The sequence below is a fragment of the Flavobacterium sp. 1355 genome (assembly GCF_017833415.1).
Taxonomy (GTDB): Bacteria; Bacteroidota; Bacteroidia; order Flavobacteriales; family Flavobacteriaceae; genus Flavobacterium.
The window spans coordinates 120132-142231 of the sequence record NZ_JAFICC010000010.1 but is presented as its reverse complement, the minus strand read 5'-3'; the positions used below and the strand labels follow the sequence as shown (position 1 = coordinate 142231).

Genomic DNA, 22100 nt, shown 5'->3' with positions numbered 1-22100 from the left:
AACTAAAAGAAATGGAAAGTTTTAGAACAGAAATAGAAAATCCGATAGTTCAAAAAGAGATTATCGATTTAGAAAAAAAGATTCATTTATTCCGTGGAGGAAAAATTGATGATGAGCGTTTTCGTAGTCTGCGTTTAGCACGCGGAATTTACGGACAACGTCAGGAAGGCGTTCAAATGATTCGTATTAAATTGCCTTACGGTAAAGTAACCAGCGAGCAATTGGTGCGTATCACTAAAGTTTCTGACGAATATTCTACAGGACGTTTACACATTACAACGCGTCAGGATATTCAGATTCACTATGTGAGTTTAGACAGAACACCGGAGCTTTGGGCAAATTTGGCCAAAGACGATGTTACCTTGCGTGAAGCTTGTGGTAACACGGTTAGAAATATTACAGCAAGTGAATTAGCAGGTGTAGATGTAAACGAACCATTTGATGTTTCGCCATACGCACACGCTATGTTTCAATATTTATTAAGAAACCCGATTTGTCAGGAAATGGGGCGTAAATTCAAAATTTCGTTCTCATCATCTGACGAAGATACCGCTTTGAGTTATTTGCATGATTTAGGATTTATTCCAAAAATCGTTGACGGACAACGCGGATTCAAAATTATGTTTGGTGGAGGTTTGGGTTCTCAGCCAGCTCATGCTGAATTGCTTTCAGAGTTTGTTCCGGTAAACCAAATCATCCCGACTGCAGAAGGAATCATCCGTATTTTTGACCGATACGGAGAGCGTGCAAAAAGAATGAAAGCGCGTATGAAATTCCTAATCAAAGAAATCGGAAAAGATGTTTTTCTTGATTTGGTTGAAAAAGAGAAAAAAGCAATCGCATTTGAAACGTACGAAATTGACACCACTGCTTTTGACGGACCAATTGCAGAACCGTTATTAGAAGTTCCGCAAGTTACAATTGAAGATACAGCTGCTTATGAAGCCTGGAAAAAATCAAATGTAATTAAGCAGAAACAAGAAGGCTATTACGCTATTGGAATCAAAGTTCTTTTAGGAGATTTTTATACCGATAAAGCCAGATTATTAGCCGCTTTAATTAAAAATTACGCAGCAAATGAATTACGTTTTTCATTGCGACAAAATATAGTAATACGTCATGTAAAAGAAGAGAATCTTCCCTTCTTTTACCAGGAATTAGCCAAACTGGACTTTGTTCACTTAGGTTACAATTCTACAGTTGATATTACGGCATGTCCCGGTACAGATACTTGTAATTTGGGGATTGCAAGTAGTACCGGTATTGCAGAAGAATTAGAAAAAGTAATAAATGCAGAATATCCGCAGTACTTAAACAACCGCGAAATCGAAATTAAAATTTCGGGTTGTATGAATGCTTGTGGGCAGCATAACATGTCTGCCATTGGTTTTCAGGGAATGTCTATCAATTCAGGAAAATTAGTAGCTCCGGCTTTACAAGTATTATTAGGAGGAGGAAGATTAGGAAACGGAGAAGGACGTTTTGCAGACAAAGTAATCAAAATTCCAAGTAGAAGAGGCCCGGATGCTTTGCGTACGATCTTAAATGATTTTGATGCTAATGCAAACGGAGAAAAATTCCTAAACTATTACGATCAAAAAGGAGAAAAATATTTCTATGAAATTTTAAAACCTTTTGCAGATGTAACCAATTTAACAGAAGCGGATTTTGTTGATTGGGGTAACGCTGATAACTATGTAAAAGCAGTTGGAGTTGGAGAATGTGCCGGAGTTGTAATTGATTTAGTAGCAACTTTATTATTAGAAGCTAAGGATAAATTGACTTTCGCTCAGGAATCTTTCGACGAAGGAAAATGGTCAGATGCTATTTACCATGCTTATGCAGGATTTGTAAATGGAGCTAAGGCATTATTACTTTCAGAAAACGAAAAAACAAACAATCATGCAGGAATTGTTGATTTGTTTGATAAAGTTTTTATTGAAAGCGCCAAAATCGGATTGCCTACATCATTCAGAGAATTGGTTTATCAAATCAATCAAAATGAACCGAGTGAAGCATTTGCGAAACAATATATAGAAGAAGGAATTGCATTTTTTGCAATTATAGAAAAATACAGAGCTCAGGAATTAGAAAATGCTTAATACGATAAAACCAAAAGTAACTTTAGTCGGTGCAGGTCCCGGCGATCCGGATTTGCTTACGCTGAAAGGCGCAAAAGCATTGGCTGAAGCGAATGTGGTTTTGTACGATGCATTGGCAAATGAAGAAATACTAGCTTACGCACGCAAGAATGCAATTAGAATTTTTGTTGGTAAGAAAATAGGAAATCACGCTTATACGCAGGATCAAATCAATCAATTGATTGTTGATAATGCATTGACGTACGGAAACGTAGTTCGTTTAAAAGGCGGTGATCCGTTTATTTTTGGGCGTGGAAGCGAAGAAATAGATTTTATTGAAAGCTTTGGAATTGAGACCATTGTCGTTCCCGGAATATCTTCGGTAGTTGCTGTTCCCGCAAGTCAGGGAATTTCAATTACAAAAAGAGGCGTTTCAGAAAGTTTCTGGGCAATTACAGGTACAACTTCTGACAGACAATTATCTGCAGATGTAGCCTTGGCTGCACAATCTTCTGCAACAGTGGTTATTTTGATGGGAATGCACAAATTGCCTCAAATTATCGATTTGTTTCAAAAAGAAGCAAAAGGAGATTTGCCCGTAGCGATCATTCAAAACGGAACAACTTCAGAAGAAAAAGTAGGCGTTGGAACCGTAAATTCGATTTTAGAAATTGTAAAAGAGAAGAAACTGAGTTCACCAGCCATTATTGTTCTCGGAGAAGTTGTTAGGGAAAACAATAAATTAAAAGGATTTTACGAAGAATTTCTATCAAAAGAAATCGTCAGATAAGTTCCATAGGAACGATCCATATTGTAGCGCCGGGTTTCAACCCGGGGAACGCGAGATTATGATTTCGGATTTCCATCTAATGATGCAAAGAATTAAATTAATTAGGTTAAAAACGACCGAATTTAATTCGATAAAAAATAAATCATCTAATTTTGATTAGATGAAAATAAATTAAAATGGAACAGAATGAATTATATCCAATATTCCTAAAGCTTCACAATCTAAATGTGTTGATTGTGGGTGGAGGAAATGTGGGATTAGAGAAGCTTTCTTTTTTGCTGAAGTCAAGTCCAAATGCCAATGTTGAGGTCGTAGCGCCGGACTTTCATTTAGAAATTAAAGTTTTGGCAGAAACTCATCCTTCAATTAAATTGACGGAATCGAAGTTCAAAAAGAAAATGCTGAAGAAGCGCCATATGGTAATCGCTTGTACCGATGATCTAAAAGTCAATAAAAGAGTATACGATTTGTCCCGAAAGCGGTATTTGATTTGCAATATTGCCGATACTCCAGATTTATGTGATTATTATTTAGGCGGAATCGTAACGAAAGGAAATGTAAAAATTGCCATTTCTACCAATGGAAAATCGCCAACAACCGCTAAAAGATTGCGGGAGTTTTTCGAAGAGGTAATTCCGGAAGACATCAACCAAATGGTAGAAAATCTGAACGAATACCGAAAGACCCTCAAAGGAGACTTCGAAGAAAAGGTAAGAAGAATGAACGAGATAACCGATTCATTAAAAAATAAAGAATAGCAAAAGTCACGGAGGGACAAATTATATTGTAGCGTCGTCCCGAAGCTTCGGGATTAACCCGATGAAAATTGAACAAAGAAATCAATGATAAAAATCATTGGCAGTAGAATAAATTATTCGTTTCTTTGTATTATTAAGAATGATTATAAACAACAACATAATGATTAAAACAGATATACTTATAATTGGAGCAGGACCAACAGGTTTATTTGCCGTTTTCGAGGCAGGATTATTAAAGTTAAAATGTCATATTTTAGATGCTTTGCCACAAGCAGGAGGACAACTTTCAGAATTGTATCCAAAAAAACCTATTTATGATATTCCTGGTTTCCCGGAAGTTTTAGCAGGAGATCTAATTGATAACCTACAAGAGCAAATTAAGCAGTTTGAGCCAGGTTATACATTAGGAGAAAGAGCTGAAACCATCGACAAACAAGAAGACGGAAGTTTCATTGTAACCTCAAATAAAGGAACAAAATTTCACGCACCTGTTATTGCAATCGCTGGAGGTTTAGGAAGTTTTGAACCTCGTAAACCACTTATTGAAGATATCGAGTTTTATGAAGACAAAGGAGTAAAATACTTCATCAAAAATCCGGAGAAATTCAGAGACAAAAGAGTTGTAATTGCCGGAGGAGGAGATTCAGCTTTAGACTGGAGTATCTTCTTGGCAAATGTAGCTTCAGAAGTAACTTTAATTCACAGAAGAAATGAATTTAGAGGAGCTCTTGATTCTGTAGAAAAAGTGCAGGAATTAAAAACGTCTGGAAAAATTAAATTAATTACACCAGCAGAAGTAATCGGAATCAACGGTGCTGAGCATGTTGAATCATTAGATATCGAAGAAAACGGTGCACACCGTAAAATCGAAACCGATTATTTTATTCCACTTTTTGGATTAACGCCAAAATTAGGTCCAATCGCAGACTGGGGATTAGAAATTGAGAAAAACGCAATCAAAGTAAACAATGCTTTAGATTACCAGACCAACATTCCGGGAATCTTCGCTATTGGAGACGTAAACACATACCCGGGAAAATTAAAATTGATTCTTTGTGGTTTCCACGAAGCAACTTTAATGTGCCAGGCTGCGTATCAAATTATCAATCCAGGTAAAAAATACGTATTGAAATATACCACAGTTTCAGGAGTAGATGGTTTTGACGGAACTCGTAAAGAAGCACCAAAAGCAGTTGTGAAAGCGATTGTTTAGTCTGAGATTCTAAGTAGCTAAGATTCTAAGTCACTAAGATTTTAATATTAAAAACGCCCAAACTTATAGTTTGGGCATTTTTGTTTAAGAAAAAGTAACATTAGGTTTTTGAAATAAACGAGATAAATCGTAACTTTAAAAAAAGTATTCAAAAAATTATCTACTATGAACAATTGGACTAAAGAATTAAAAGACGAAAAAGAAGTTGAAGCTGGATTTAATCAGGAAGATAATAATGAGATTATAGATCACGAAGAAGTAATTGATATGTTTTTAAAATGGGACAGAAGTTTTTAAAAACACCATTTTGATTATCAAAATAATAAACTCAAATTTTTCTAAAATTCACCACTAACATCTTACAGTAAAACAAATTAAAAAAATAGCCTTAATACTTGCAAGTATTAAGGCTATGTCTTTACTTTGCACTGTTCTTAAATTTATTGAAAGTTATCACGAAAGGCGGAGGGATAGACCCGATGAAACCTTAGCAACCCTTTATCATAAAGAAGGTGCTAAATTCTACTTTATACTAAATTCATAGTATTAAAGATAGATAACACAAATACATTACTTGTATTTCTCAAACTTTTCCTGACAACCTTACAATAATTTTACCGAATTCAGTATCATGAGCGAATCATTGGCGCATTTATGCCATCATCGTTCCCGCTTTCGCCTATATCTCTCCGTTTCACTGCGAGGATACCGGCTCTATCGGGGCTAGTTAGCCGTCAATAGTGAATTTTTAGAATTAATGCGAAAAAAAATATCGAAGGTTAAACCCGACAGGTTTTTGAAACCTGTCGGGTTTAAATAGAGCCTTCAAAATTATAATTAAAAAAGCTTTGCGCCTTAGTGCCTTAGCGACAAAAGAATATGGCAATTACGATACAAGAAGCAATTAAAAAAAATATCCTAATCCTTGACGGAGCAATGGGAACCATGCTGCAGCGCTATAATTTCTCAGAAGAAGATTTCAGAGGAGAGCGTTTCAAAGATTTTCCGCATCCGCTAAAAGGAAACAACGATTTACTATCCATAACACAACCACAAGCGATCCGCGATGTTCACGCTGCCTATTTTGATGCCGGCGCAGACATCGTAGAAACCAATACTTTTTCAGGAACTACGATCGGTATGGCCGACTATTTCCTGGAAGATTTGGTTTACGAACTAAACTACGAATCGGCTAAAATTGCCCGTGAAGTAGCAGATGAATTCACCGCTAAAAATCCGGATAAACCACGTTTCGTTGCCGGTTCCATCGGACCAACAAACAGAACAGCAAGTATGTCGCCAGATGTAAACGATCCGGGCTACAGAGCCGTAACGTTTGATGATTTGCGTATTGCGTACAAACAACAAGTAGAAGCCTTAATGGATGGTGGATGTGATTTACTTTTAGTAGAAACGATTTTCGATACGTTAAACGCTAAAGCAGCACTTTTCGCAATCGAAGAAGTAAAAGACGAACGTAATCTGGATATTCCAATCATGGTTTCAGGAACGATTACCGATGCTTCAGGAAGAACACTTTCAGGACAAACGGTTGAGGCATTTTTGATTTCAGTATCACACATTCCGTTATTAAGCGTAGGTTTCAATTGTGCTCTTGGAGCCGATTTATTAAAACCGTATTTAAAAACATTATCTCAGCATACACAGTTCAATGTTTCAGCACATCCAAATGCAGGTTTGCCAAACGCGTTCGGACAATATGATGAAACACCGGAACAAACTCAGGCCTTAATCAAAGAATATTTAGAGGATAATTTAATAAACATCATTGGTGGCTGTTGCGGAACAACTCCGGATCATATCAGATTAATTGCTGAGGTTGCGAAGGATTATAAGCCGAGAGTGGCGCCGGTTTTCGCTTAATGTTTACGTTTCCTACAAGGTTTACCAAACCTTGTAGGTATAAATTTGTTGACGAATAAAAAATAGAAACCTACAAGGTTTTGAAAACCTTGCAGGTTGAATTGAAAATAATTGAACTATAAGGAAAGTTCCGGAGGAACGAAATGTTGCTAGCAACGGAATTTATTCCGTTGAAAAAGATAAGCGATATAAAAAAAGAGTTCCATAGGAACGGAATATTAGGATGAGATTGCTTCGTTCCTCGCAAAGACAAGCAAAACCAAAACGTTTTATTTCAAAAACGATAATTGAAATCGTGAAAAAATAAATTATCTAATGAAACCAAATTTGCGTGAGGGATAGAAGTGGATAGCCCACAGCCTGACGAAGGAAGTGCGAGGACTAGGAACGGATAGCCCGACCCGGAGGGACACGCCCAAAATAAGATTATTAAAAAACGAATATACCTACAAGGTTTCGAAAACCTTGCAGGAAAACAAAGAATAAAAAAACTCAGAATCTTAGTCCCGAGGCTTCGGGATAGAATCTTAGTAACTTAAAAAAGAAATGGCAGAAAAAAGAAGAGACCTTGTATTAGCAGGATTAGAACCGTTGATTATTACGCCCGAAAGTGTTTTTGTAAACGTTGGGGAACGTACGAATGTAACAGGTTCGAGAAAATTCCTTCGCTTAATCAAGGAAGAGAAATATGACGAGGCGCTTGATATTGCAAGACAACAAGTAGAAGGTGGAGCACAGATCATCGATATTAATATGGATGAAGGAATGCTTGATGGTGTTCAGGCAATGACAAAATTCCTGAATTTAATTGCATCAGAACCCGATATTTCGAGAGTGCCGATTATGATCGACAGTTCGAAATGGGAAATCATTGAAGCAGGTCTAAAAGTAGTACAAGGAAAAAGTGTTGTCAACTCGATTTCGTTGAAAGAAGGCGAAGAAGCCTTTATTCACCATGCCAAATTAATCAAACGTTACGGAGCTGCGGCAATTATAATGGCTTTTGACGAAGTGGGTCAGGCCGATAATTTTGACCGAAGAGTCGAGATTTGTCAGCGTTCGTATGATATTTTGGTTGACAAAGTTGGTTTTCCCCCGCAGGATATTATTTTCGATTTGAATATTTTTCCCGTTGCAACCGGAATGGAAGAACATCGCCTGAATGCGTTGGACTTTTTTAGAGGGACAAAATGGGTTCGCGAAAACTTGCCTCACGCACATATTAGTGGTGGAGTAAGTAACGTTTCGTTTTCTTTTAGAGGAAATGATACGGTTCGTGAAGCGATGCATTCGGTGTTTTTATACCACGCGATCAAAAACGGAATGACGATGGGAATCGTGAATCCGGAGATGCTTTCGATTTACGATGATATTCCGAAAGACTTATTAGAGCACGTTGAAGACGTAATTCTTGATAGACGCGATGATGCAACGGAACGACTTTTGGATTTTGCTGAGAACGTAAAAGGCGAAGTAAAATCAGATGAAAAAGCGGTTCAGGAGTGGCGTTTAGGAACGGTGCAGGAAAGAATCACGCACTCACTTGTAAAAGGAGTTGATGCTTTTATTGAAGAAGATGTTGAAGAAGCACGTTTGGCTGCAACAAAACCAATTGAAGTTATCGAAATCAATTTGATGACGGGAATGAATGTGGTTGGAGATTTATTCGGAAGCGGAAAAATGTTCTTACCTCAGGTAGTTAAATCAGCACGTGTAATGAAAAAAGCCGTAGCGTATTTATTGCCTTATATTGAAGCAAGTAAACAAGCCGGCGACAAACAAGGAAACGGAAAAATTTTGATGGCAACCGTAAAAGGTGATGTTCATGATATTGGTAAAAATATTGTTTCGGTGGTTTTGGCGTGTAACAATTATGAGATCGTCGATCTTGGTGTTATGGTGCCTCCGGAAAAAATTATTGCGGCTGCGATTGAACATAATGTTGACATCATTGGATTAAGCGGACTAATCACGCCTTCGCTTGACGAAATGGTGTATCTGGCCAAAGAATTGGACAAACAAGATATTAAAATCCCGATTATGATTGGTGGAGCAACGACTTCGCGCGCGCATACTGCCGTGAAAATTGCGCCACAATACAGAGAAACTGTAATTCACGTAAACGATGCTTCGCGCGCCGTGACGGTTGCAGGAAATCTATTGGATCATAACCGAAAAATATATGCGAGTGATATTCGCGCAGAGTACGATGCGTTTAGAGAAACGTTTTTAAATCGTTCGAGAGATAAAAATTTCTTAAGCATTGAAGATGCTCGTAAAAATAAAATGCAGTTAGATTGGAGTGAGTACACGCCAAAGAAACCAAAAGTAATTGGAAAACAAATTGTTGAGGTTGAACTAGATGTTTTGGTTCCGTATATCGACTGGACACCGTTTTTTCAAACCTGGGAATTGCACGGAAAATATCCTGCGATTTTAACGGATGAGGTTGTGGGTAAAGAAGCGACTTCTGTTTTTGCAGATGCTCAGGAAATGCTGAAAATAATTTTGGCAGAGAAAAAACTAAAAGCAAAAGGGATTTACGGCATTTTTCCTGCCAATCAGGTTGATGATGATGATATCGAATTGCGTGATGAAAACGGAAAAGTGTTGGAGAAATTCTTAACGCTTCGTCAGCAATCTCAAAAAACGAAAGGCGCACCAAACATAGCTTTGTCTGACTTTATTCTGCCAAAAGAAAGCGGAATAGAGGATTATATGGGAGCTTTTTGTGTAACAACAGGTTTTGGCGTAGACGAATGGGCGGCTGAATTTGAGGCCGCTTTAGATGATTATAATTCGATTATGGTAAAAGCGCTTGCAGATCGTTTTGCTGAGGCTTTTGCCGAATATCTTCACGAAAAAGTTCGTAAAGATTTCTGGGGTTATGATAAAGAAGAATCTTTAACAAACGAAGAATTGATTAAAGAAAATTATAAAGGAATTCGTCCGGCGCCAGGATATCCGGCTTGTCCGGATCACCTGGAGAAACCAACGATTTGGAAGCTTTTAAATGTAGCCGAAGAAATTGGTGTAACCCTGACGGAAAGTATGGCAATGTGGCCGGCTTCATCTGTTTCCGGATATTATTTTGGAAACCCGAAAAGCAGGTATTTCGGACTTGGAAAAATAAAAGAAGATCAGGTGGTAGATTATGCTAAGCGACGCAATGTACCAACAGATTACGCAATGAAATGGTTAAACCCTAATATAGCAGATTAATAATTTATGATTTTAGAGTTTAGATTTTAGATTGAACTCATTCGTAATTTTAAAGCAAGAAGATATTTGACTTATGTTTTTTGATTCAGATTTTTTACACAAACAACTCAAAACTCATAATTCATAACTCATAACCTAAATAATGAAAGTAACAGAACATATAGAAAACGCCAAAGGAAATACCTTATTCTCATTTGAACTTATTCCGCCTCAAAAAGGGAAAAGCATTCAGGAATTATACGACAATATCGATCCGTTGATGGAGTTTAAACCGCCATTTATCGATGTCACTACTTCTCGCGAAGAGTATATTTATATTGATAAAGGCAATGGTCTTTTAGACAAAAAACTAACTCGTATGCGTCCGGGAACGCTTGGAATTTGCGCTTCTATAAAACATAAATACAATGTTGATACTGTTCCGCATTTGCTTTGCGGAGGATTTACACAGGAAGAAACAGAATACATGTTGGTCGATTGTCAATATTTAGGAATCACCAACGTAATGGCGCTTCGTGGAGATGCGATGAAAGACGAGCAGTCTTTTGTGCCGAAATTAGGTGGTAATCATTTTGCTATAGATTTAGTTCGCCAAATTAAAGATTTAAATTGCGGAAAATATCTGCATGAAGTTATGGATGTCGACAATAAAGCTGATTTCTGTATTGGCGTTGCCGGTTATCCGGAGAAACATCTAGAATCTCCTTCGTTACAATCCGATCTTAAAAGACTGAAAGAAAAAGTAGATGCAGGTGCTGATTATGTGGTAACCCAAATGTTTTTTGACAATGCTAAATATTTTGCCTTTGTAGAAAAAGCAAGAGAAATGGGTATTACAATTCCGATTATTCCTGGAATTAAACCAATTGCAGTTCAAAGACATTTACAGATTTTACCACAAATTTTCAGAATCGATTTGCCGGAAGATTTAATCGACGCGGTTGATAAATGTAAAAATAATGCCGAAATCAAACAAGTAGGAATCGAATGGGCAATTCAGCAGTCTCGTGAGTTAAAAGCAGCCGGAGTTCCGGTTTTGCATTATTATTCAATGGGGAAATCTGAGAATATTCGTCAGATCGCGAGTCAGATTTTTTAAGGGTTTACTCGTTTTAGTCATTTGCGTACAGTTTTGTCATTCCGAGGAACGAGGAATCTCACAAAAAGCTCGACAAAGATTGTCCTCTTTTCTGTGCGGAGTTACTTGTGAGGTTCCTCGTTCGTCGGAATGACAAAAAGACGTAAAATGATAGTATGGTTGCTTCGTTCCTCGCAATGACAAGTAAGCTGGAATTTGCTCCCGAAGCCTCGGGATTAATTTTGAATTTTTTAAATTTAAACATTATGGAAAAAGAAGAATTACAAGCAATCGCTTCTCAGCTCAAACATCCCACCGGAGAAAAAGGCATAGAAATGGCAAACATGATGCATGAAACCAACATCAACATGACACGCCATTCGATTCAAAATCTCAATGTACAAGGCGGAAATTCGATTTTGGAATTAGGTCACGGAAATGCCGGCCATGTAGAATTTCTATTCGAACAGGCCGAAAACATAAAATACTACGGACTTGAAATGTCGGAACTAATGTTTCAGGAAGCGCGTCAGATCAACAGAAATTTTGTCTCTCAAAAACAGGCCTTCTTTTCTGTTTATGACGGAAACACAATTCTGTATCAAGACGAATTTTTCGATAAAATATTTACCGTAAATACCATTTATTTTTGGAAGAAGCCAGAAAAATTGCTTTCAGAAATTTATAGAGTTCTTAAGCCAAATGGAAATTTCTGTCTGACATTTGCAGAGGAAAGTTTTATGAAAACACTTCCATTCACACAATTTGAATTTGAACTTTACAGTACTGAAAAAGCACAGAAACTAATTGAAAAAACAGCTTTTAAAATAGTTTACACTGAAAGTCAAACAGAAAAAGTAAAAACTAAAACCGGAGAATTCGTTGACAGGGCTTTTACAACAATAGTTCTGGAAAAGTAAGAAATATTACGTTTTAAAGCTGTATTAAACTTTATTTTTGAATACTTTCATTGGTTTTTATTGTGTATTATTTATAGTTATAATTTGAATTATGGAGACTGAAAAAATCAATTTTCTAAAAAGCTACAGTAGTATACTTTTACTTCTTGGCGGTATAATAGTCGGCAGTGTTTTTGGGTTAGTTTTTGGAGAAAAAGTTGAAGTTGTAAAACCACTTGGGGATATTTTCTTGAATTTGCTTTTTACAGCAATAATTCCATTGATTTTTTTTACAATTGGCTCTTCGATTGCTAATTTGGAGAAAACAGAAAAACTGGGAAAACTATTTATTATAATGATACTGGTTTTTCTTTCGACAATTCTTATCTCTGGAATTGTAATGATTTTTGCAGTTTATCTTTTTCCGATTCACCAGGATATGATTGTTTCAAAAGTTCCGTTTGAAAATATACAATCGGGTTCTGTCGGAGATCAGATTACAAAATTGATTACGACAAATGATTTCTTTGAATTATTGTCCCGAAAAAGTATGCTCGCACTAATTATCTTTTCTTTTTTAATTGGTTTTGCCACTTTGCAATCGGGAGAAAAAGGAAACGTTTTTAAAAGTTTTTTGGATTCCGGAAACGAAGTCATGAAGCAATTATTAAACCTGATAATGAAACTCGCACCAGTTGGTTTGGGAGCCTATTTTGCGTATCAGGTTGGTGTTTTCGGACCACAGTTATTAGGTGTTTATGCAAAACCTATGGCAGTTTACTATGGAGCTTGCGTGGTTTATTTCTTTACTTTTTTCAGTTTATACGCTATTATTGCGGGAGGAAAAAGAGCTTTTAAAGTTTTTTGGAGCAACAACATAACACCTTCTTTGACCGCAATTGGAACCTGCAGCAGTATTGCCACAATTCCGGCTAATTTGGATGCCGCACAAAAAATGGGAATTCCATCACACGTTAGAAATTTGGTAATTCCGCTTGGAGCACCTTTGCATAAAGATGGTTCCAGTATGTCATCCATTTTAAAAATTACCTTTTTGTTTGCCATGTTTGGAAAAGATTTTACTGAACCATCAACTATATTATTAGCATTAGGAATTACAGTAATTGTTTCCATTGTAGAAGGCGGAATTCCTAATGGTGGCTATATAGGAGAAGTTTTGGCCATTACAGTGTATGGTTTCCCTATGGAACAAGCTTTGCCTGTTGCCATGATCTTAGGAACACTGGTTGACCCAATTGCTACTTTATTAAATGCTAATGGCGATGTGATTTCTTCTATGATGGTTTCTAGGTTTTCGGAGAAAACCAAATGGTAATTAATTGTCCTTCAATACTATTTTAATCTGCTTTAAACTGCACAATCTGTGTGAAACTTTATTATTATGAATTCAATATTACAACAAGATCTTAACGATTTCGAATATATCTTAGAAAAAGCAAAACAACAAGGAGTTTCTTTTCTGAATAATCTGGATACTATTCCAACTTCAAATAAAATAACAATTGATCCAAAACGTGACTTAAACGAATTAGGACTGGGATCTGAAAAAGCTTTAATTGAATTTAATGACCGATTAGCACCTTTATTAGTTTCGTCGCCAGGCCCTCGTTATTGGGGATTTGTAACGGGAGGTTCAACTCCGGCTTCAATTGTTGGCGACTGGCTGGCATCAGTTTATGATCAAAATACGCAGGCGGTAACATCACAAGGAGGAAATTCTGCATTAATAGAATTTGAAACTATTAATCTATTGCTCCAATTATTAGAGCTTCCGGATACTTTTTTAGGCGGATTTGTTACAGGAGCGACGATGTCTAATTTTACATGTCTTGGAGTTGCCAGACAATGGTTTGGAAAGCAGCTTGGAAAGGATTATGCTAAAAACGGAGTTTCTGAAACCATCAATATTTTGACAGCCACACCCCATTCGTCTTCTGTAAAGTGTTTGTCTTTGCTAGGAATAGGAAGTCAGAACTACACTACAGTAAAAACAATTGAAGGCAATCGGGAAGCTATTGATATGAATGATTTAGAAGAAAACATTAAAAAACTAAATGGGCAGCCTTTTGTGTTAATTTCGAGTGCCGCAACTGTAAACACAGCAGATTTTGATGATTTTGAGGCTATTTTAAAACTAAAAGAAAAATACAATTTTTGGTGGCATATTGATGCCGCTTTTGGAGGTTTTGCATCAGTTTCAGATAAATACAAGCATCTTGTGCAGGGATGGGAGGGAGCAGACAGCATTACAATTGATTGCCATAAGTGGCTGAATGTTCCTTATGAAAGTGCTTTTTATTTAATTAAAAAAGAACATATTAACCTGCAAATAGAAACGTTTCAGAATTCAAATGCACCATATCTTGGAAATGCACTTGAGAATTTTAATTATTTAAATGTACTTCCGGAAAATTCACGCCGTTTAAGAGCTTTACCAGTTTGGTTTTCTTTAGTAGCTTATGGGAAAAAGGGATTTTGCGATATTGTAGAAAAAAGCATATCACTGGCTTTGCATTTTGGTAATGCCCTAATTGAAAATGATAATTTTGAGCTTCTTGCCCCAATTAGATTAAATAATGTTTGTTTTACTTTAAAAGGAAATGAAAACCAGGACAAAGTAACCCAGTTTTTAATGCTGCTTAATGATGGTGGTAAAGTATTTATGACACCAACAATTTATCAGAACAGAAAAGGAATAAGAGCTTCTTTTGTAAATTGGAGAACAACAGAAAATGATATTAAAATTGTAATTGAGGAAATGAAAGCTCTTGTTTTAGATTTAAATGACTAGTCCTATAATCTGTATCGGTTATTTAGGACTAGCCAGGAACTAAGGCTTACTTAGTAATCTCTCTAAAAACAGCTTCCAGGTTTTTATTTTTCTGATTTAACTGAAGCGTTTTTAAACCATTTTCGTTAGCAAAATCAAAGATGGCCGGGCGCATGTCTTTTTCAGTAACAAAAGTTAGTTCCCAGGTCATGTCATGGGTGTTTTTATAAGAACTGATATTTTCAAGTTTAGCCAATAGTTGTTCTTCAACTTTATAATCAAACTCTACCTCGATAATCTGTTCTTTATTTTCAGAGATCAATTTATCCAGTTTTTTATCAGCAACAATTTGTCCTTTGTCAATAATTATGACACGATCACAAATAGCTTCAACTTCCTGCATGATGTGTGTTGACAGGAAGACAGTCTTATCTTTTCCAACATTTTTAATCACATTCCTAATTTCCATTAACTGATTAGGATCCAGACCGGTAGTCGGTTCGTCTAAAATTAAAACATCGGGATTGTGCAGCAAAGCATTTGCCAATCCCACACGCTGACGGTATCCTTTTGACAGTTGCCCTATTTTTTTATGACTTTCGGCTGACAGGCCTGTCAGTTGAATAACTTCTTCAATTCGTGACTTTGGCACTTTGTAAACATCAGCATTAAAAGCCAAATACTCACGAACATACAGATCTAAATATAATGGATTATGCTCTGGCAGGTATCCTATAGACTGCTGTACTGCTTTTGCGTTTGTCATGACATCGTGGCTATTTACAAGGGCTGCGCCACTATCTGCCAATAAATAAGTAGTCAAAATTTTCATTAAAGTAGATTTTCCTGCTCCATTTGGTCCAAGAAATCCCACGATTTCTCCCTTCTCAATTTTAAAGGAAATTTCATTTAAAGCTTTTTGCTCTCCGTAACTTTTTGATATACTGTTTACTTCTATCGACATGACTTTTTATTTGTTACAAAAGTAAACAGAAATAGTCTCGATTGCTAAGATTTATCTTTTAAAGTATTGCTAAAAAAAATAAAAATCCCAGTATTGACGGCATTGTTATTGTTAAAGGAATGCTAAATAAAATAAAATCCAAATTATGAAAAAATTTTTAGTGATGGCTGCATTAGCTATCTGCAGTTTTGCAAATGCTCAAAAAGGAACAATTTTAGTAGGTGGAAGTGTTGGTTATTCTTCAGAAACAAGAACTCTTGCTAATAACGAAGTAAAAAACAATGAATTTGACTTTTCTCCTAAAGTAGGTTACCAATTTCACGATAATTGGACAGTTGGAGGTGAAGCTTCTTTTGGTTCTTCTAAAACAAAACAAGGAGTAAACGAAGAGAAATTTAATACTACTCAATTAGGTGCATTTTTACGTTACACTATGCCATTGAATCCAACTTTCTCATTCTTTGCAGAATTAGGATTAGGTTATCAAAGTGAAAAAAACAAAACTTATGAAGGACCTGTTACTACAACTTTTGAAGGTGACGGTATGTATGTTGGTGTTACACCAGCACTTTTCATAGATATGAAAAAAGGTTTTGGTTTAAACTTTAATATTGGAGGTTTAAGCTACGGTACAATAAACTACGAAAACAACGGTCCAGAATACAAAAATTTCGATTTTAATTTTGGTAGAACATTTAATATTGGAGTTTCTAAAAATTTCTAATCTTAGATATATATTCAATTTCAGAAAAGCATTCGCCGCGGCGAATGCTTTTTTGTTTCTTCCTGAAATCTTATGAAAACTAAAAATTATTAACTAGCCCCGATAGAAGTGATATCCTTTTGTGGCGGGGTTCGCCACAAAAGATATAGCGAATAGCGGGACTGAGCGTGTTGTGAAAATGAAAATTTCTGCTTCAAAAAATAATGCCAACAAAAATGAAATCGAAATTAAATCATAACTACAAGAATTTTCGATTCCACTTGTCGGCATTAAAAAACAAAAATATATTAAGATAAAATTAGGCAGTTACTCCGTTTTCAACGGCAGCTCTCATTTCCTGAGCTGCGGCAACCATTTCGATCAACGCTTTTTTGGTTTCATCCCAATGGCGTGTTTTTAAACCACAATCAGGATTTACCCACAATTGATCTACCGGAATTACTGCCGAAGCTTTTTCTAATAAACGAACCATTTCGTTGCTTGACGGAACACGTGGCGAGTGAATATCATATACTCCTGGCCCAATTTCGTTTGGATACTTAAAGTTGGCAAAAGCATCTAAAAGTTCCATTTGCGAACGCGAACATTCGATTGTAATGACATCAGCATCCATGTCGGCGATATTTTGAATGATATCGTTGAATTCGCTGTAACACATGTGGGTGTGAATTTGCGTATCGTCATCAACACCAGATGCAGAAATACGAAAAGCTTTTACTGCCCAGTCTAAATAATTGGCCCATTCTTCTTTTCTCAATGGCAAACCTTCGCGAATTGCCGGCTCATCAATTTGAATAATTTTAATTCCTGCTTTTTCCAAATCCACAACTTCATCACGAATCGCCAAAGCGATTTGCGTACAAGTTTCAGAACGTGGCTGATCGTTACGAACAAACGACCATTGCAAAATGGTTACAGGACCGGTCAACATTCCTTTTACCCATTTTGGGGTTAAGGATTGTGCATATTTCGACCACTTTACGGTCATCGGATTTGGTCTCGAAACGTCGCCGTAAATAACCGGAGGTTTCACGCAGCGGCTTCCGTAGCTCTGTACCCAGCCATTTTTGGTAAACGTAAATCCAGCCAATTGTTCCCCGAAATATTCGACCATATCGTTACGTTCGAATTCTCCGTGAACCAAAACATCGATACCTGTTTCTTCCTGAAAACGAATCGTAGCTTCGGTTTCCTTTTCGATTAAATCATTGTATTGTTCGGTTGTTAATTCTCCTTTTTTAAATTTTGCCCTCCAATTTCTTACTTCGGCTGTTTGAGGAAAAGATCCAATTGTGGTTGTCGGAAACAGAGGCAGATTCAAAGCTTCAATCTGGCTTTTTCTTCTCGTTGCAAAAGCACTTTTACGTTTATCATCAGAAGCTGTAATTCCGGCAACACGAGCTTTAACTTCATTATTGTGAATTAATTTTGAAGTTTTTCGGTTTTCATTTGCAATTGTATTTTGTTCAAAATCAGCAGAAGTTTTAGTGTCAGCTTCATTCGAAGCAAATTGTTTTAAAAGTACAATTTCGTTGATTTTTTGTTTTGCAAAAGCCAGCCATTGTTTAATTTCCGGAGTTAGCGTTTCATCATTGGTTTCTAAATCTAAATCGCACGGACTGTGAATTAAAGAGCAGGAAGGAGCAACTAAAATTCTATTTTCTCCCAAAGCATCAGTAGCTTTTTTGATTAAATCCAGTGACTTTTTAAAATCATTTTTCCAGATATTTCTTCCGTCAACTACACCTAAAGATAAATTTACGTTTGAAGCTAATTTTCCGGATTCTAAAATATCATTTAATTGAAGCGGACAACGCACTAGATCTAAATGGAAAGTATCAACTGGCAACGCCAAAGCTGTAGCTAAGTTTTCGCCAAAACAATCAAAATAATTCGCTAAAATAATTTTAAGTTTTGGGAAACGTTTGTTGATTTCGTTGTACACTTTCGTGAAAGCATTCCTCTCTTTGTCGCTTAGGTTTAAAGCTAAGAAAGGTTCATCTAATTGAATGTATTTAGCATTTTCTGCTTGTAATCTCTCCAGAATTTCGAAATAAACAGGAAGCAAAGCATCAAGAAGATCAATTCGGTGAAAACCTTCTTCTTTTTCTTTTCCTAATAATAAATAAGAAACAGGGCCAATTAAAACAGGTTTTGTTTTAATTCCCAAATCATTTGCTTCTTTAAACTCATTGAGTATTTTTTCTGAAAACAATTCAAATTTTTGGTTCTTCGTAAATTCGGGAACAATATAATGATAGTTGGTGTCAAACCATTTTGTCATTTCCATTGCCACAACATCCTGTCCGTTTTTTTGTGCACCTCTGGCCATGGCAAAATACAAATCAAGCGATGAGTTTGTTTTGGCAAGTTCATGATATCTTGCAGGAATTGCTCCAACAGTCAAAGTTAAATCGAGCACCTGATCGTAAAAAGAAAAATCATTAGACGGAATTAAATCAACTCCCGCTTCTGATTGTAAATGCCAGTTCCTGATGCGGATTTCTTTTCCTGCATCGATAAGTTCATCTGCAGAAATTTGCCCTGCCCAATACAATTCACTTGCTTTTTTTAACTCTCTGTTATTTCCAATCCTTGGATAACCTAAATTATTTGTTTTCATTGATTCAGTATTTTTTACTGAACAAATTTATAGTATTAGATTTTATAACTTATATTTGAGGTTTATTTCAGTAAAATGTATTTTATAAATAACTATTTAAAGATTTTATTACTGTGAATATCTGTGAAGCTAACCTTTAGCCGTAAAAATTACTATGGAAAATTTAGATAAAACCGATTTATTGATATTGAAACACCTTCAGGAAAACTCAAATATCAACACAAAAGACCTTGCCAGTAAATTATTCCTGACCGTAACTCCTGTTTACGAGCGTATAAAAAGGTTAGAAAGAGATGGTTATATTACCAAATATGTGGCATTGCTTGATAAGAATAAAATGAATCGCGGCATGACTGTTTTTTGTAATGTACGTTTAAAAGAACATGCCAAAAATGTCGGAAGTAATTTTGTAAAAGATATTGTCGCTCTTCCCGAAATTATAGAATGTTACAATATTGCTGGGGATTATGATTTTATGCTAAAAATTTTAGTTAAGGACATGGCTAGTTATCAGGATTTTGTAATGAACAAATTGTCGACAATAGAAAATATAGGAAATACAAATAGTATTTTTGTAATGGGAGAAATCAAACACAGTACGGCACTGGAGTTTTAGTCTTAAAAATAATATGTATTTTTGAACATTAGAATCTAAAATCAACAATCTGAAATCTAAAATATCAAAATGAACTGGGAACAACTTTTATCTCTTAAAAAGCAAGGTGACACAAGCAAAAGATTACGTATAGAACAAGATGATACCCGTTTAGGATTTGAGGTAGATTATGACCGAATTATCTTTTCGGCCGCTTTTAGATCATTACAGGATAAGACACAAGTAATTCCGCTTTCTAAAACAGATTTTGTGCATACACGTTTGACACACAGTTTAGAAGTTTCAGTTGTTGGCCGTTCCTTAGGTCGTTTAGTTGGAAAAAAAATCATTGAAAAATATCCTTATTTAAAAGAAGTTCACGGTTATCACATGAATGATTTTGGAGCCATTGTCGCCGCAGCTTCTTTGGCGCATGATATCGGAAATCCGCCTTTTGGGCATTCTGGTGAAAAGGCCATTGGAGAATATTTTTCAATCGGAAAAGGAATTAAATATAAAGATCATTTAACCGCCAAACAATGGCAGGATTTGATCGATTTTGAAGGAAATGCAAACGGTTTTTCTGTGCTTACAGCAAGTCGTCCAGGAATAGAAGGAGGCTTAAGAATTTCATACGCCACTTTGGGTGCTTTTATGAAATATCCGAAAGAAAGTCTTCCTAAAAAACCAACTTCAAATATCGCAGACAAAAAATATGGTTTCTTCCAGGCAGATAAAGTTTTCTTTGAAGAAGTAGCAAATGATATGGGAATGATAGCCAATAAATCGGATGGTGATATTGGTTTTGAAAGACATCCTTTGGCTTATTTAGTAGAGGCGGCAGATGATATCTGCTACACTATTATAGATTTTGAGGATGGTATAAACCTTGGTTTAGTTTCCGAAGATTATGCTTTAGAATATTTAATCAAATTGGTAAAAGACAATATTGGAGTTACTAAGTATAAATTATTAGAAACTAAAGAAGACAGAATAAGTTATCTGCGTGCACTTGCAATTGGTGCATTAATTAATGATGCTGTCGATGTCTTTATTGAAAACGAAGAAGCAATCCTTGCCGGACAATTTCCCTACGCCTTAACAGATAAAAGTAAATACAAAGCGCAGATGGATGATATTATCAAATTAAGTGTTGAAAAAATCTATCAGAGCCGTGAAGTAATCGAAAAAGAAATTGTTGGTTACCAAATTATCCAGACATTGCTGGACAAATTTATTACCGCATTTAATAACAAATATGAAGGAAAAGCATCGAATTATGATAAGTTACTCCTAAAAATGCTGCCTGAAAAACACCACTTGGAGAAAACAGATTTATACAGCCGTTTGCTTCATATTTGTCATTACGTTTCTCTTTTGACAGATGGGAATGCGTTAGAGTTATTTGAAATGATTAATGGCAGAAAGCCTAATTAATTATTGAAAAGCATACACGAGGCCAACTCCCAAAACCTGTCTTAGCTGAGCTCTTGGCCCGTCATTAACCTGACTTGTATTTCCGGTTACAGGATCTACAACATCTTTTTTGGTTTTAATATCGTCGTCATATACTAAGTGAATACCAATATTTGCTTTTACATAAGCATTAACAACAAGGTCCAGACGTGTGTCGTAATCAACGTCTACGTTTCCAAATCTGTTGAGGTAATCGGTATATAACGTTAGTCTGTTTTCATAAAAAATGTTTTTGAAGATTTCATTTTTCATGTACGCCGTTAACAAAATACCAAATTCGGCTTTTACTTTTTGTCCTTCTTCAACTAAAATCTGAGCGTTTGGATCAAGAGGATCAGGTGCATAAACAGCTTTTTTAACACCAAATGCTCCCTGGTTTGCCAGGTACTGGTCTAAAACCAAAGTAGTTTTTAATGTTATAGGAGAGAAGTAAAAAGTCCTGTTTTTTGCTTTGTTAGAATTTTCTGCTCCGGCTCCCAGAAAGATGTAAGCAGGTGCAAATGGTTTCGATATAGCAATATCCTTATTGGGATAATTATAACCGTTTGTAAATTGAGTATTGAAGTTATATTTTGCAGAATAGTACCAGTTTGACGTTGTATCTCTTCTAAATCCGTACGTTGAGTTAAGCTGGACAGCATCATCTGTTTTTCTAAGTTCGGTACCATCTTGTTTGTTTAAACCGTACTTAATAATTAATTCATTAAACCACTTGTGATTCCCTTTTATATATGTTCTTGAAAATTCACCTTTAAATAAACCCGAAATAGAACTTGTTCCCCCGGCACTCCAATTCACAAAAGCAATTTCGGAAATGTCAAAACCCAGCTGATTTTTTTTAGTCCAGTTAGAAGGCGGTTTCGGAAGCTGGTTTGGTTCTAAAGTCGTTTTAATAATACCCTGCGCAGAAATTGTAGCAGTAAACGTAAAGAGTAAAAGTAATAAGGTGAATCGAAATAATTTCATTAGGCTTGAATTTTGATTTTTTTTTGGCTTCGCAAA

17 protein-coding genes and 1 riboswitch are annotated in these 22100 nt (G+C 36.0%); of the genes, 14 read left to right on the top strand and 3 right to left on the bottom strand.

Annotated features, from left to right (window positions below; genetic code table 11):
- The first annotated feature begins 11 nt into the window (after window positions 1-11).
- From JOD96_RS14230 to JOD96_RS14185, 11 genes are all read left to right on the top strand, one after another.
- Complete coding sequence (locus tag JOD96_RS14230; RefSeq protein ID WP_209564906.1) at window positions 12-2102, top strand: HEPN domain-containing protein; 2091 nt, start codon at window positions 12-14, stop codon at window positions 2100-2102.
- On the top strand, window positions 2095-2871 hold the full coding sequence (gene cobA / locus JOD96_RS14225) for a uroporphyrinogen-III C-methyltransferase (RefSeq protein WP_209564905.1): 777 nt from the start codon (window positions 2095-2097) through the stop codon (window positions 2869-2871). The genes JOD96_RS14230 and cobA overlap by 8 nt, the downstream gene beginning before the upstream one ends.
- A gap of 176 nt (window positions 2872-3047) precedes the next feature.
- On the top strand, window positions 3048-3629 hold the full coding sequence (locus tag JOD96_RS14220; RefSeq protein WP_209564904.1) for a bifunctional precorrin-2 dehydrogenase/sirohydrochlorin ferrochelatase: 582 nt from the start codon (window positions 3048-3050) through the stop codon (window positions 3627-3629).
- Window positions 3630-3789: 160 nt separating this feature from the next.
- On the top strand, window positions 3790-4842 hold the full coding sequence (locus JOD96_RS14215) for an NAD(P)/FAD-dependent oxidoreductase (RefSeq protein ID WP_209564903.1): 1053 nt from the start codon (window positions 3790-3792) through the stop codon (window positions 4840-4842).
- A gap of 165 nt (window positions 4843-5007) precedes the next feature.
- Window positions 5008-5139: a hypothetical protein gene (locus tag JOD96_RS22540; RefSeq protein ID WP_262898523.1), complete on the top strand. Its 132-nt coding sequence runs from the start codon at window positions 5008-5010 to the stop codon at window positions 5137-5139.
- 150 nt (window positions 5140-5289) lie between these two features.
- Window positions 5290-5405, top strand: a riboswitch (SAM riboswitch).
- Window positions 5406-5721: 316 nt separating this feature from the next.
- The gene (locus JOD96_RS14210; RefSeq protein ID WP_209564902.1) at window positions 5722-6726 is read left to right on the top strand and encodes a homocysteine S-methyltransferase family protein; all 1005 of its coding nucleotides are present in this window, start codon (window positions 5722-5724) and stop codon (window positions 6724-6726) included.
- Window positions 6727-7272: 546 nt separating this feature from the next.
- Entirely contained in the window at window positions 7273-9948 is a 2676-nt protein-coding gene (gene metH / locus JOD96_RS14205; RefSeq protein ID WP_209564901.1) for a methionine synthase, read from the top strand.
- A gap of 142 nt (window positions 9949-10090) precedes the next feature.
- The gene (gene metF, locus JOD96_RS14200; RefSeq protein ID WP_209564900.1) at window positions 10091-11047 is read left to right on the top strand and encodes a methylenetetrahydrofolate reductase [NAD(P)H]; all 957 of its coding nucleotides are present in this window, start codon (window positions 10091-10093) and stop codon (window positions 11045-11047) included.
- A gap of 245 nt (window positions 11048-11292) precedes the next feature.
- Window positions 11293-11946 (top strand): class I SAM-dependent methyltransferase, encoded by a 654-nt coding sequence (locus JOD96_RS14195; RefSeq protein WP_209564899.1) that lies wholly within the window; start codon window positions 11293-11295, stop codon window positions 11944-11946.
- Between the two features lie 91 nt (window positions 11947-12037).
- Complete coding sequence (locus JOD96_RS14190; protein WP_209564898.1) at window positions 12038-13261, top strand: dicarboxylate/amino acid:cation symporter; 1224 nt, start codon at window positions 12038-12040, stop codon at window positions 13259-13261.
- Window positions 13262-13327: 66 nt separating this feature from the next.
- Window positions 13328-14737: a pyridoxal phosphate-dependent decarboxylase family protein gene (locus tag JOD96_RS14185; RefSeq protein WP_209564897.1), complete on the top strand. Its 1410-nt coding sequence runs from the start codon at window positions 13328-13330 to the stop codon at window positions 14735-14737.
- 46 nt (window positions 14738-14783) lie between these two features.
- Here JOD96_RS14185 and gldA read toward each other — a convergent pair whose 3' ends face one another.
- A complete protein-coding gene (gene gldA, locus JOD96_RS14180) occupies window positions 14784-15680 on the bottom strand; it encodes a gliding motility-associated ABC transporter ATP-binding subunit GldA (protein ID WP_209564896.1) in 897 nt (298 codons plus the stop codon).
- A gap of 145 nt (window positions 15681-15825) precedes the next feature.
- Between gldA and JOD96_RS14175 the strand changes: the two genes are divergently transcribed.
- Window positions 15826-16404: an outer membrane beta-barrel protein gene (locus tag JOD96_RS14175; protein WP_209564895.1), complete on the top strand. Its 579-nt coding sequence runs from the start codon at window positions 15826-15828 to the stop codon at window positions 16402-16404.
- A gap of 298 nt (window positions 16405-16702) precedes the next feature.
- Here JOD96_RS14175 and metE read toward each other — a convergent pair whose 3' ends face one another.
- Window positions 16703-19027 (bottom strand): 5-methyltetrahydropteroyltriglutamate--homocysteine S-methyltransferase, encoded by a 2325-nt coding sequence (gene metE, locus JOD96_RS14170; RefSeq protein ID WP_209564894.1) that lies wholly within the window; start codon window positions 19025-19027, stop codon window positions 16703-16705.
- A gap of 154 nt (window positions 19028-19181) precedes the next feature.
- Between metE and JOD96_RS14165 the strand changes: the two genes are divergently transcribed.
- A complete protein-coding gene (locus JOD96_RS14165) occupies window positions 19182-19643 on the top strand; it encodes an Lrp/AsnC family transcriptional regulator (protein WP_056190279.1) in 462 nt (153 codons plus the stop codon).
- A 69-nt stretch (window positions 19644-19712) separates the two neighbouring features.
- Window positions 19713-21059, top strand: coding sequence for a deoxyguanosinetriphosphate triphosphohydrolase (locus JOD96_RS14160; RefSeq protein ID WP_209564893.1), 1347 nt, complete (start codon window positions 19713-19715; stop codon window positions 21057-21059).
- On the opposite strand, the gene JOD96_RS14155 is transcribed toward JOD96_RS14160, so the two are convergent.
- Window positions 21060-22064: a DUF3078 domain-containing protein gene (locus JOD96_RS14155; RefSeq protein ID WP_209564892.1), complete on the bottom strand. Its 1005-nt coding sequence runs from the start codon at window positions 22062-22064 to the stop codon at window positions 21060-21062.
- Window positions 22065-22100 lie beyond the last annotated feature (36 nt).

Excerpts from the sequence above, each read along its gene's own strand:
- metE (WP_209564894.1), bottom strand. The coding sequence starts at position 19,027 with ATGAAAACAAATAATTTAGGTTATCCAAGGATTGGAAATAACAGAGAG.
- JOD96_RS14210 (WP_209564902.1), top strand. The coding sequence starts at position 5,722 with ATGGCAATTACGATACAAGAAGCAATTAAAAAAAATATCCTAATCCTT.
- JOD96_RS14220 (WP_209564904.1), top strand. The coding sequence starts at position 3,048 with ATGGAACAGAATGAATTATATCCAATATTCCTAAAGCTTCACAATCTA.
- JOD96_RS14175 (WP_209564895.1), top strand. The coding sequence starts at position 15,826 with ATGAAAAAATTTTTAGTGATGGCTGCATTAGCTATCTGCAGTTTTGCA.
- JOD96_RS22540 (WP_262898523.1), top strand. The coding sequence starts at position 5,008 with ATGAACAATTGGACTAAAGAATTAAAAGACGAAAAAGAAGTTGAAGCT.
- cobA (WP_209564905.1), top strand. The coding sequence starts at position 2,095 with ATGCTTAATACGATAAAACCAAAAGTAACTTTAGTCGGTGCAGGTCCC.
- JOD96_RS14230 (WP_209564906.1), top strand. The coding sequence starts at position 12 with ATGGAAAGTTTTAGAACAGAAATAGAAAATCCGATAGTTCAAAAAGAG.
- JOD96_RS14190 (WP_209564898.1), top strand. The coding sequence starts at position 12,038 with ATGGAGACTGAAAAAATCAATTTTCTAAAAAGCTACAGTAGTATACTT.
- JOD96_RS14185 (WP_209564897.1), top strand. The coding sequence starts at position 13,328 with ATGAATTCAATATTACAACAAGATCTTAACGATTTCGAATATATCTTA.
- JOD96_RS14160 (WP_209564893.1), top strand. The coding sequence starts at position 19,713 with ATGAACTGGGAACAACTTTTATCTCTTAAAAAGCAAGGTGACACAAGC.
- JOD96_RS14155 (WP_209564892.1), bottom strand. The coding sequence starts at position 22,064 with ATGAAATTATTTCGATTCACCTTATTACTTTTACTCTTTACGTTTACT.
- JOD96_RS14165 (WP_056190279.1), top strand. The coding sequence starts at position 19,182 with ATGGAAAATTTAGATAAAACCGATTTATTGATATTGAAACACCTTCAG.
- gldA (WP_209564896.1), bottom strand. The coding sequence starts at position 15,680 with ATGTCGATAGAAGTAAACAGTATATCAAAAAGTTACGGAGAGCAAAAA.
- metH (WP_209564901.1), top strand. The coding sequence starts at position 7,273 with ATGGCAGAAAAAAGAAGAGACCTTGTATTAGCAGGATTAGAACCGTTG.
- JOD96_RS14215 (WP_209564903.1), top strand. The coding sequence starts at position 3,790 with ATGATTAAAACAGATATACTTATAATTGGAGCAGGACCAACAGGTTTA.
- JOD96_RS14195 (WP_209564899.1), top strand. The coding sequence starts at position 11,293 with ATGGAAAAAGAAGAATTACAAGCAATCGCTTCTCAGCTCAAACATCCC.
- metF (WP_209564900.1), top strand. The coding sequence starts at position 10,091 with ATGAAAGTAACAGAACATATAGAAAACGCCAAAGGAAATACCTTATTC.